The 11,124-nt window shown below is 55.8% G+C and carries 10 protein-coding genes and 4 pseudogenes; 11 read left to right on the plus strand and 3 right to left on the minus strand.

Going from position 1 to position 11,124, the window contains the following annotated elements:
* Positions 1 to 90 precede the first annotated feature (90 nt).
* The 9 genes and pseudogenes from Q1B15_RS08180 to Q1B15_RS08220 all read left to right on the plus strand — a co-directional run bounded on the left by Q1B15_RS08180 (position 91) and on the right by Q1B15_RS08220 (position 9,000).
* Positions 91 to 1,377, plus strand: coding sequence for an ABC transporter substrate-binding protein (locus Q1B15_RS08180; RefSeq protein ID WP_299752799.1), 1,287 nt, complete (start codon positions 91 to 93; stop codon positions 1,375 to 1,377).
* A 90-nt stretch (positions 1,378 to 1,467) separates the two neighbouring features.
* Entirely contained in the window at positions 1,468 to 2,343 is an 876-nt protein-coding gene (locus Q1B15_RS08185) for a sugar ABC transporter permease (protein ID WP_299752802.1), read from the plus strand.
* A complete protein-coding gene (locus Q1B15_RS08190) occupies positions 2,340 to 3,152 on the plus strand; it encodes a carbohydrate ABC transporter permease (protein ID WP_093975926.1) in 813 nt (270 codons plus the stop codon). The genes Q1B15_RS08185 and Q1B15_RS08190 overlap by 4 nt, the downstream gene beginning before the upstream one ends.
* Before the next feature lie 40 nt (positions 3,153 to 3,192).
* Entirely contained in the window at positions 3,193 to 3,972 is a 780-nt protein-coding gene (locus Q1B15_RS08195; protein ID WP_299752810.1) for a metallophosphoesterase, read from the plus strand.
* Entirely contained in the window at positions 3,969 to 4,775 is an 807-nt protein-coding gene (locus Q1B15_RS08200; RefSeq protein WP_299752813.1) for an inositol monophosphatase family protein, read from the plus strand. The genes Q1B15_RS08195 and Q1B15_RS08200 overlap by 4 nt, the downstream gene beginning before the upstream one ends.
* Before the next feature lie 203 nt (positions 4,776 to 4,978).
* A pseudogene (locus Q1B15_RS08205) lies at positions 4,979 to 5,379 on the plus strand (IS6 family transposase); the annotation flags it as partial.
* Between the two features lie 98 nt (positions 5,380 to 5,477).
* Positions 5,478 to 6,186 (plus strand): annotated as a pseudogene (locus tag Q1B15_RS08210) (IS6 family transposase).
* A gap of 217 nt (positions 6,187 to 6,403) precedes the next feature.
* Positions 6,404 to 8,857 carry a DNA topoisomerase gene (locus tag Q1B15_RS08215; protein WP_299752816.1) on the plus strand — a complete coding sequence of 818 codons (2,454 nt, stop codon included), beginning with the start codon at positions 6,404 to 6,406 and terminating at the stop codon, positions 8,855 to 8,857.
* Entirely contained in the window at positions 8,854 to 9,000 is a 147-nt protein-coding gene (locus Q1B15_RS08220; protein ID WP_299752822.1) for a hypothetical protein, read from the plus strand. Before Q1B15_RS08215 ends, Q1B15_RS08220 begins: the two co-directional genes overlap by 4 nt.
* Here Q1B15_RS08220 and Q1B15_RS23390 read toward each other — a convergent pair.
* The 3 genes from Q1B15_RS23390 to Q1B15_RS08230 form a co-directional block, all read right to left on the minus strand.
* Positions 8,937 to 9,317 (minus strand): DDE-type integrase/transposase/recombinase, encoded by a 381-nt coding sequence (locus Q1B15_RS23390; RefSeq protein ID WP_366141693.1) that lies wholly within the window; start codon positions 9,315 to 9,317, stop codon positions 8,937 to 8,939. The genes Q1B15_RS08220 and Q1B15_RS23390 overlap by 64 nt on opposite strands.
* Positions 9,235 to 9,465, minus strand: a complete 231-nt coding sequence (locus Q1B15_RS23395; RefSeq protein ID WP_366141694.1) for a hypothetical protein — start codon at positions 9,463 to 9,465, stop codon at positions 9,235 to 9,237. Before Q1B15_RS23395 ends, Q1B15_RS23390 begins: the two co-directional genes overlap by 83 nt.
* 322 nt (positions 9,466 to 9,787) lie before the next feature.
* Positions 9,788 to 10,561 (minus strand): ion channel, encoded by a 774-nt coding sequence (locus tag Q1B15_RS08230; RefSeq protein ID WP_299752819.1) that lies wholly within the window; start codon positions 10,559 to 10,561, stop codon positions 9,788 to 9,790.
* A gap of 160 nt (positions 10,562 to 10,721) precedes the next feature.
* On the opposite strand from Q1B15_RS08230, the pseudogene Q1B15_RS08235 reads away from it, so the two are divergent.
* Together Q1B15_RS08235 and Q1B15_RS08240 are read left to right on the plus strand one after the other, a co-directional pair.
* A pseudogene (locus Q1B15_RS08235) lies at positions 10,722 to 10,865 on the plus strand (IS5/IS1182 family transposase); the annotation flags it as partial.
* A gap of 155 nt (positions 10,866 to 11,020) precedes the next feature.
* Positions 11,021 to 11,124: pseudogene (locus Q1B15_RS08240) on the plus strand (IS6 family transposase); the annotation flags it as partial.

Below are 11,124 nucleotides of genomic sequence, written 5' to 3' on the forward strand. Positions count from 1 at the left end.
CGAAACGTACAGGCAAGCGAGTTTTAACATCATCATAATCGACTGGGGATTCAACCGCCGGCATTTCACGAAATAAAAGGAGGAGAAGACATGACTAAATTGAAATCCTACGCGACGCTGCTGGGCGCAACGGCGTTGACGTTGACCGGTGCGGCTTCAGTGTCTGCAGCCGATCTGGAGTTCTACTTTCCGGTGGGTGTGAACGCTCCGGCAGTGGAAACGATCCAAGCCCTAACAGACGAATGGGCGGCGGCTAATCCGCAGCACACTGTGAAAGCGGTCTATGCGGGCAACTACGAAGAAACGACAACCAAGGCGCTGACCGCAGCCAACGCAGGCCAACCGCCGCAGGTGGCCGTTCTTCTGTCGATCGACCTTTTCACGTTGATCGAAGAAGACGTGATCCTACCAATTTCGGACATCGCGAATTCGGAAGAAGACAAGGAATGGATTTCTGGTTTCTATCCCGCATTCATGTCGGACGCTCAGTTTGAAGGCAAAACCTACGCCATCCCGTTTCAGCGCTCGACGCCGGTTTACTACTATAACAAAGACGCATTCCGCGAAGCTGGACTTGATCCTGAAGCACCACCAAAGACCTGGGACGAGATGATCGAGGTTGGTAAGGCGCTCACGGTGAAGGACGACAACGGAAACGTGACCCGCTGGGGCACACGCATCCCGACGCTTGGTCTCGGAGGAGCGTGGCTTTTCGGTGGTCTGGTCGTCTCTAAAGGCGATGTACTGACCACAGAAACCGGTATTGAGGCGCGGATGGACACGCCCGCGACTTTGGCATCGTTGGAGTTTCTTCTGAGGCTGGCTGAAGAAGAAGTCATGGCGCCGGGTGGAATCACTTGGGGTGATACGCCAAAGGCATTTCTTGAAGGTCAAACCGCTTCGATGTGGACCTCGACAGGCAACCTTGCCTTCATCGAGGAGAACGCGGAATTCGACTGGGGCGTTGGCTTCCTTCCGGGTGGTGATGGGCCGGGTGCACCAATCGGTGGCGGCAACTTCTACGTGTTCCAGGACACGACAGAAGAAGAGCGTGAAGCCGCGCTGGACTTTATCAAGTTCATGACATCTCCCGAAAGTGCGGCCAAATGGAGCATTGCGACTGGCTATGTCGCTCCGCGTCCTGATACATGGGAAACGCCAGAGATGAAGGCCTATGCCGAACGCCTGCCACAGGCTTTGGTAGCACTGGACCAGCTTGCTTATGCTGAACGTGAATTCGCGACGTTCCAGCGCGCCAAGGTCACACAGTATCTGGTTGATGCGATCGAAAGCGTCGTGACCGGAAACGCCGAGCCAGCAGAGGCGTTGGCCAAAGCCCAAGAGGGCGCGGACAAGATTCTGAGTGAATATAAGTAAGGCGACACCAAAAATCCGCTCTGCGCAGAAACCGTGTTTGCGCAGGGCTCACCTGCCTTTTCGAACGCACTCGCAGCAAGGTGACACGCAATGAACAACCGATTGTCAATTCGACTGGCAGTGATCATGTTGGTCATTCCGTGTTCGCTGCTGGTCGCGTTCACCCATTATCCTGCCATTCAGGCACTGATAAATTCCTTTTGGAACAATAGCAGTTCGCGTCGCCCTTCGCGTTTTTCAGGGATCGAAAACTATCAGGCGTTAATGGAAGACGACCGCCTGGCACAAATTCTGATCAACAGCACGATCTACGCGCTTGGCACCATCCCGCTGGCGATCGGTCTTTCGATTGGCATGGCGCTTTTGGTGAATTCAAGGCTTCCGGGAACAACCTTGATGCGGCTTTCGTTCTTCATGCCGACGATGCTGCCGATGATTGCGGTCGCCAATATCTGGCTGTTTTTTTACGCGCCCGGCATCGGCCTTGCCTCTCAGATCCTCGAAGTGTTTGGGATGCCATCGATCAACTTCCTTGGCCGTACAGACACAGCGCTGGCGTCCATGATGTTTGTCGCCGTGTGGAAAGAAGCCGGGCTGTTCATGATATTCTATCTGGCCGCTTTGCAGTCTGTGCCAACAAACCTGAAGGACGCAGCCAAGCTTGAGGGCGCAAGCGCATTGAGGGTTTTCTGGGATGTCGTGATGCCGCTTTTGCGGCCAACAACAATTTTTGTAGCGGTCAATGCGCTGATCAATGCGTTTCGGCTTGTGGACCACGTCATCGTTATGACCGAAGGCGGGCCGAACAACTCCAGCGCGCTCTTACTCTACTATATTTACGAAGTGACGTTCCGTCAAAGAGACTTCGCCTATGGTGCAACCCTGACCGTGTTGATGGTCTGCCTGCTTGGGCTGCTGGCCATCGTGCAATACTGGGTTTTAAACAGAAAAGCGCACTACCAATGAACCGCGGCTTGAACAGAATTCTGTTATCGACAATGGGCGTCGTGTTCGCGGCTCTTTGGGCGCTACCGTTCATTTATTCCGTCTGGACTGCGTTCCACGACGAAAAATATTCAGCCAACTTCCAGTTAGGCGCGCCATGGACATTTGAAAACTTCATCGAGGCTTGGCAGTCCGCACCCTTTTCGCTCTACTTTGCAAATACGATGATCCTGATCACCATTGTTCTGGTCGCAAACCTGATATTGTGTACGCTGGTTGCTTATGCCTTTGTGCGCTACAAATTCCGCTGGGCGGGCTTTCTGTTTGCGCTGATCATGGTGCAACTTTTGATCTCGCCGGAGATTTTGATCGTCGAGAATTATTTGACGCTTTCACGCGTTGGGTTGACAGACACGATAATCGGGATCGCCCTGCCTTATCTAACTTCGGCGTTCGGCATTTTCCTGCTGCGCCAGACTTTCCTAACAGTGCCGAAGTCGCTGGATGAAGCGGCCCAAATCGAGGGCGCGGGTGCATGGCGCGTTTTGTGGAATGTCTATGTGCCGTTGGCGTGGCCTGTTTATCTGGCCTATTCGCTGGTTTCGATCAGCTTTCATTGGAACAACTTCCTGTGGCCTTTGATCGTGACCAACTCACCAGAGGTGCGCCCGTTGACCGTTGGCCTAAGTGTTTTTGCCACTGTAGATAGCGGTGTCGAATGGTCTCTGGTGAATGCAGCAACGCTGATGACCACCGCGCCTCTCATCATTGCCTTTATTATTTTCCAACGCCAGTTCGTCGCCAATTTTATGCGCGCTGGCATCAAATAACGATGCGTCCAATGCCAGAAAACACAGTGGAACCCCTAAATTGCTAATTGCGCACACCTCCGATTTTCATGTCTTCGCGGACGCGCCGGAAACTTCGCTGGTACGTCCCGATATTGTCCAGGCCACACGCAAGGTTATCGCCGATATTGCCAATTTCTCACCCTGCATTGATGCGGTGATGATCACGGGCGATCTGGCGGACGGCGGCTCGGCGGAAGACTATGCCCTTGTGAAGGATATTTTGTCGCCCATCAAAGTTCCGATTTTCGCGGTTCCGGGAAACCACGATGCGCGTCAGGGCTTCAGAGCTGCCTTTGAAGATTCGCTTCCTTTCGGGCCAGGGTCAAAACTGGATTACGAAGCGTCCTGCGGTGATCTGCGGATTATTGCGCTTGATACGCTGATCGAAGGTCAGGTCACCGGCGGCCTTGATGACAGCCAAATCGATTGGCTTGCTGAACGGCTGGCTAATCCGACAGAGCGACTGACACTGATCCTGATGCACCACCCCGCGTTTCCGTCAACGATCACAAAGCTTGATCAAATGGCGTTGAAAGACGGGCATTCGAAATTTGAAAAGCTTATTGCCCAATACTCCGGTCCGGTCAGGATCTTGTCGGGCCATATTCACCGACCGTTCCAGACGCTCTGGAACGGCATCTGGTGTGCGGTCAGCGGCGGGCCTTCCTTCCAACACGCGTTGAAATTGGCCCATAACGCACCGGAGCCATCAGATGTGGACGAGCCATTTGCATATTTCATTCATCGGATAGAGGAGGCCGCTGCCATGACCGTTCATACCCGGTATGTCGCGCTTTGACCCCGCCACTTGAGAAATCCAGCGTCGCTGCTGTTGAACAACTTGCGCGCGATGCCGGGGCCGTCGCCCTGCGCCACTTCGAGGCACTAAGCACCGTGCCGGTGGAGTCAAAAGGACACCTTGATCTGGTGACCGCCGCCGATCAGGACGTCGAACGCTTTTTAACCGAAGGGCTTGCCAAGGCGTTTCCTGAAGATGGCATTTTCGGCGAAGAAGGGGCCGCGCACCAAGGCACAAGCGGTCGCACGTGGGTCGTTGATCCGATTGACGGCACGTTCAATTTTGTCCGCGGTGGCGATCAATGGGCAATTTCAATTGGACTCTATGAGGCTGGGCAGCCAACCTTCGGCGTCATCTTCGCGCCCCTGAGGTCGCAGATACTTGTGGGTGGCATAGGACTGGCGAGCACCCTGAATGGAGAAAGGCTGGCGCAGCGCAGCGGCCTTGATAGTTCCCGCGCCTCTTGTGGCGTCGGGTTTCACCCGGTCATCCCGGTTGAGCTGCGACTTGAGACTTTGCGTTTCGTCTTGGAAGATGCCGGCATGTCGTTTCGCTGCTGTGGTTCGGCGACGCTGTCGCTTATCGAGGTGGCCCTTGGCCAGGTCGATGGGTATCTTGGCATCGGTGAATCGTCTTGGGATCTCATGGCTGCACTGCCCATATTGGACCAAATCGGCATTCGCAGCACCGTAGACTGGAAGAATACGGATCTGTCGTCGAAATTGCGCTTTGCTTGCGGCACGCCAGAGTTTCTTCAGGCCGTCGCGCCTATCGTCGACTTTGGTGCCACGCTAGAGCTTTAGGTCTAACCGCGAACTTGTCGCCAACAACATCAGTGCGCGGACGAATTGACTGCAAGGCATGTGCCGGCGGTACTGTCATGTTAATTTGAGCAGTTTGAACGAGGCGCTAAGTTCCCAAAATCTAAGCGATCAATCAGGCAAAATATTCGCTCCAAAGGGCATCGTCAACTCGTGGAGCCTGTTTTGAAATCGTACAGACCGACATGACAAAAGCCAAACATTCCGGTGCCCTCAAAGGCCACCGTTTCCCGCCTGAGGTCATTGCATATGCGGTCTGGTCCTATTTTCGGTTTCCCTTGAGCCTACGTGATGTCGAGGATCTACTTGCGGCGCGCGGCATCATCGTGAGCTATGAGACGATCCGGAAGTGGGTTGGCAAATTTGGTAAAAAGTGTGCCGCTTCCATCCGGCGGGATCGGCCTGCGCCGTCTGATAAATGGCACCTTGATGAAGTGGTCATTCCTATCCGCTGGCGCAAATTCCGGCTTTGGCGCGCGATCGACAGCAATAGTTCCTATTCATCGCTGCAAGCAGCGACTGCCGGGCAACGGTCGTTCTCGATATTCTGGTTCAATCTCGGCGCAACACTCGCGCAGCGAAACGCTTTTTTGCGCAAGCTATTCAAGCAATACGGGCGGCCGCGCGGGCACTGTCAGAGGAAGCTTGGTTGAAGTGTGTAAGTGGCACATCTAGCGTCGCCGGATGACAAAACGCGACCCATTCAAGTACTTCAAAACGTCTCCCGACATCATCCTCCTGGCGGTGATTCTTTACGTTCGGTACCCCCCTGTCACTCCGGAATGTGGAGGATCTGCTGCACGAACGCGGGATCGATATCAGCCATGAAACGGTCCGTTTCTGGTGGAACCGGTTTGGGCCATTGTTCGCCGTGGAGATCCGAAGGAAGCGGGTTCAGCAACTTCGCACACATTCGAATTGGCAATGACATCTGGACGAGGTTTTCGTGAAGATCAACGGAGAAACGCACTACTTGTGGCGGGCTGTAGATCACGAAGGTGAAATTCTGGAAAGCTATGTCAGCAAGCGCCGCGACCGCAAGGCGGCGTTGAAATTCCTCAGGAAAACAATGAAGCGCTTTGGGCCACCACATGTCATCGTGACTGATCTACTGCGATCTTACGGCGCCGCGATGAAGGTCATCGGCAACGCAGATCGCCAAGAAACCGGACGCTGGCTGAATAACCGGGCTGAGAATTCTCATCTTCCGTTTCGCCGACGAGAACGAGCAATGTCGCGCCTCAGAAAGATGCAAACCCCACAGAAATTCGTCGCCGTTCATTCGTAAGCTCACAACCATTTCAACCAGGAACGTCACCTTCACTCACGCTGCAATTTCAAGCTCAACCGCGCCGCCGCTCTCGCTGAGCGGCGTCAGTTGGGCGCGACCTGAATTAAACCCGACTGGAAAACTGAGACGAGTTCGCATTCGTCTGACAGCACCAACGCAAGTCAATAAACTTGCGCAGGTTGTCTGCGGTCCAGGGCCTCCTTGTTTTTGGGGTCGTGGATTGCCGATTTGTGTAAACCAGTCAAAAGTTGGGTTGCGAATAATAGATGTTCACTTTACGTTCTCAATTGTTGAATTCATTATTCTGAACGGGCTCGTCATGGCAGACCAGATCGTCATCACCGAGAAAACCAGCCAGGCGAAGGACGTTCGCGCCGCCATTGGGTCTCGCTACGGCATGGTTCTTCCCGCCGAGGGGCATTTGTTCGACTTGCTCGAACCAGAGGATGTGGCGCCAGAGTGGAAGCGCTGGTCCCCGGTCCTGCTGCGCCCTCAGGAACTCTATGGCACACAGCCGGCAAAAGGCGGCAACAAAGCGGCCAAACTCAAAGCCATTCGCGAGGCACTACGCTCGGCCAAGCGGGTCTGGCTCGCCACCGATTGCGATCGTGAGGGGCAACTCATCGGCCAAGAGATTCTTGAGCATTACAATTATCGAGGCCAGGTCATGCGTGTGCTGTTTACAGCCCAGGACGCTCAGACCATTCGCCAGTCATTCGATCGTGCCGAACCTAATTCAGAATACGCCCGGCTTTACGCAGCTGCGGTCGCACGTCGCCAGGCCGATCAGATTTACAATTTGTCACTGACCCGCACTGCGACCGTCATCCTTGGCAAGGGCGCCCGGGGCGTCATCGGGGTTGGGCGTGTGAAAACCCCGACGCTGGCGATCGTCTGCAAGCGCGAACTGGAAGTTCGCGATTTCATTCCCGTCACCTATTTCGAGATTGTCGCCACGGCCATGGTCGAGGGCGGTGAATTCAAGATGCGACATGCACCACGGGAACGCATTCTTGAACGCGAGGTTGCCGAGACCGTGGTCGTGGCGGCCCGTAAATTCGAGGGACCGCTCGGCGTGCGTGTCGAGGACAAGCGCCAACAACCGCCGAAACTGCACGATCTGCCGTCACTCCAGAAACTCTGTGCCTCGCGCTTCGGCTGGGCCGCGGCAAAGACTCTCGAGATCGCTCAGGAACTCTATGACGGCCAGGGCAAGAAGATCATTACCTATCCTCGTGCGGAAGTGCGCTACCTTCCCGAGAGCTTGATCGGGGACGTGCCGCGGATCGTCGCCGGGCTGCAAGCGGGGCAATCGTTCAGCGCGATCCCCGTGCCAGCGCAGCCGATCATCCGCAAGGGTAAGAGCGGCACTTTCCACGACAAGGGATTGGAGGGGGCCAGCCACCACGCGGTCATCCCTAACGTCAACACCATCGAGGGCTTGCGCGAAGTCTGGCCGCGCCTTTCGGGCGACGAAAAAAAACTGTTTGACGTGATCGCGCGGGTGTACCTGGCCGCCATCATGCCGAATTTCCGCTATTGTCAGACAACTGCAACGCTCGATGTGGTCGGCTTTCCTTTCAAGGCGACCGGCCGCCAACCCATTGATCTCGGTTGGCGCGCGGCATTCCCGGAATGGAAACCGGCCGACGAAAGGGGCGATGACGCGCAGTTGCTTCCTCAGATGCGAAACGGCGAGACCACGCGATTGCGGAATGCGGCCGTCGAGGACAAGGAAACCCGACCACCGCCGCGCTATAATGAAGGCACTCTGATCGAAGCGATGCAGCAGGCCTGGCGCTTTGTCGATGACGAGGTTTTGCGCGACAGGCTGAAGGAAGCCAAGGGCATCGGTACGCCGGCGACCCGCGCCGAGGTCATCGGTGGGTTGAAACGGCAGGATTTTCTGATGCTCCAGGGCAAGAACATCGTACCCACCACAACCGGGTTGAAGTTGTTTGGCGTTCTCCAAGAGGCCGACCCGGCCTTGGTCGACCCTGGCGTGACGGCGCAACTCGAGTGTCTGCTCGACGATGTCGTCGTTGGCAAGCAGGAGATGATTGGTGCCATCGATGCCGTTTGTGACGTCGCCCAGCGAATTATCGGCAAGCTCGTGGAAGGCCCGCCGGGCGGTGTCTCGTCTTTGCTCGGCTTTGCATCCGACGGCGCGGGCGGTGGACGGCCACCAACACCCGCAATGAAGCGTTTCGCCGACAGCATAGCTCGCCAGAAGGGCATCAAGCCTCCAGCCGGTTACACAAAATCGGGATCTGTCTGCCGCGGGTTCCTCGAGAAACACGCCCCCAAGAAAGCTGAGGGCGTTGATGGGAAAACGATGGGAGGTGCTGGAGTAAGACCGGTAAGTCCAGCACAATTAAAATTCGCCGAGAGTATCTCGCGAGAAAAAGGTGTTGCGATACCCGACGAGGCCAAGACAAGCTCTTCCGCTATGTCCGTCTGGATTGACAAGAACCAAAGCGCAAAGCCTGGCAATGACCGCCGCAAAAGCGGCGAGAAGAATACTAAACCAACAGCGACAAAATCCGCTAAGTCAACGAAGCGGGCGGAAAGACCCAAGACAACCGCCGCTTTGGTGGATGCGAGGAGTCCGTCGGCTTCCGAGCAGCGGGATGCCGCAGCAAACACGCCACTGCGAATTCCTTATGGCAACAAGGATATCGCGCAAAAGCTCGGCGCCAGATACACTGCTGGCGGATGGTATGCGCCGCCCGGTGTTGATCTGACCGTGTTCAAATCCAAGGGATGGCTGTGAAGATGATGTTGAGCGCCGCCTCGCTATTGCGCCGCGAAGGCTCGGACCGCAGATCGGGGGAACTGTTCGCTGTCGCGGCCTACAATCTGGTCCGGCTGCCGAAACTGATGGCGGGCGCGAGGCTTTTCAAAGCCGCACTATAGCTGCCGAGCTTGTCCGTGATCACAACGCGCGGCCGCCTGTATTGCTTGAATAGCTTGCGCAAAAAAGCGTTTCGCTGCGCGAGTGTTGCGCCGAGATTGAACCAGAATATCGAAAACGTCCGTTGCCCGACAGTCGCTGCTTGCAGCGAAGAGGGGCCATTGCTGTCGATCGCGCGCCAAAGCCGAAATTTGCGCCCGCGGATAGGAATGACCACGTCATCAAGGTGCCATTTTTCAGACGACGCAGGCCGGTCCCGCCGGATGGAAGCGGCATACTTTGTACCCAAATTTGCGAACCCACTTCCGGATCGTCTCATAGCTCACGATGATGCCGCGCGCCGTAAGTAAATCCTCGACATCGCGTAGTCTCAAGGGAAACCGAAAATAGGACCAGACCGCATATGCAATGATCTCAGGCGGGAAACGGTGGCCTTTGAAGGCGCCGGAATGTTTGGCTTTTGTCATGTCGGTCGGTACGATTTCAGAACAAGCCCCGCAAGTTGACGATGCCGTCTGAGCCAGTGGAACGCGACTGTCGCGTCTCTACCTGATGAGAAAAGAGGTCGCCTTGTGCCAACACTGATCAAGCCTTGGGTAACTGCAGCCTTGCCTGAGCGCCGACCCGTCCGATGCATTCAATCTGGTTCTGCTCGCAGATCTATCCGATCTCGTCGCAGGGCCGCGGATTACAATCACGATCTTTCAGACCACCGCAGATCATAACCGTTGACGGCACCGCAAAAACAGGACTATCGCCGACCACGCCGCGGCGCACCATAGGTCGAATTCAGGAGGCACCTCCAGTCTCGATCTTGAGCTGATGGCCACAATGCTTGCAGTGTACCGCGTCAGTTTCGTGCCGGTTGAGGCCGCACTCCGAACATTTGTAACGCAGCTTGTTGGGCCGGAAAACGGTCTGAGCCAGACGCAAGAACAATGCGACACCAGCGACCATGATGACCACTGCCAAGAGCCGTCCTATGGGGCCGGTCAGGACGATATCGCCAAAGCCGGTGGTCGTCAGAGCGGACACGGTGAAGTAGAGCGCATCTACATAGCCCACGATGTCTGGGTTATGATCAGCCCTCAGCACAAAAACGAGGGTACTCATGAAGAAGATGAAGACGCCAAGATTGACTGAACTTACGATGACATCCTCATTGCGGCGGAAGAACGGCGTGTCGCGGCGCAGGTCGCGCAGAACGTGGTAAGAATGTAGCAGGCGCAAGGTCCGCAAGACTCTTAGGAACCCAAAACTCTGCGATACTAGCGGTGCCAGCAAGAGCGACAATATGACCACGACGTCCGTCACAGTGTAGATTTGGCGAAGCATCAGCGCTCGATTGGGGGCAATCCACAGGCGTGAGAGAAAGTCGGCCAAGATTAGTGCCCCGATAACGAAATCAGCGGCAAGGATCGCAGCCGTCGGGTCACGAGGGACAGTGGCGATAAAGAACACGATTGTGGAGACATCAAAGCCGATCAGGAGGTAGCGAAACATCGCTGCCTTTTTACTTGCGCCAGTATATAACAGGTCAATCGACTTCTTAAGGTTTTCCATTGCATTGCCCCCAAATCCTGCGCTCCGAACCGGTGCTTCCCATCGCGCAATGGGAGGCGCAGCCGCACGGCGGGCTCAAATCGCGCTTACCCGCGACGTTGTTACACGGACCTCCGCTCCGCTGATATCGACGCGGCCTGTTTCCTTGAGGGTGCTATAGATGCCGCACAAATTCAACGCCGATCGCCGTGACAAGATCCTGACGCAAAGGCATCCGGTGACCAACTGGGCCGAGTACGATGAAAGCCTGCGGCAACGCGGTGATCTGACGGTCTGGATCAGCGATGACGCGCTCGCTTTGTGGGCGGCACCACCGCGAATGACGCCTGGTGGTCAGGCTGTCTAATCGGATTTGGCGATCAAGCTTTGCCTGACGCTGGGCATGGTGTTCAAGCAGCCACTGCGGCGGCATTGACACGTTAAATCGACGATCTCGCGCGAACAGGTTAGCGCAGTTGAATGAGCAAGATTTCCTATTCCCGCCACCGATTTCCGCCCTCAATCATCCAACGGGCCGTCTGGCTCTATTTTCGCTTACCGTTGAGCTTTCGGGACGTGGAGGA

Origin of the sequence: uncultured Boseongicola sp. (genome assembly GCF_937988555.1) — a bacterium.
Classification (GTDB): domain Bacteria; phylum Pseudomonadota; class Alphaproteobacteria; order Rhodobacterales; family Rhodobacteraceae; genus Boseongicola.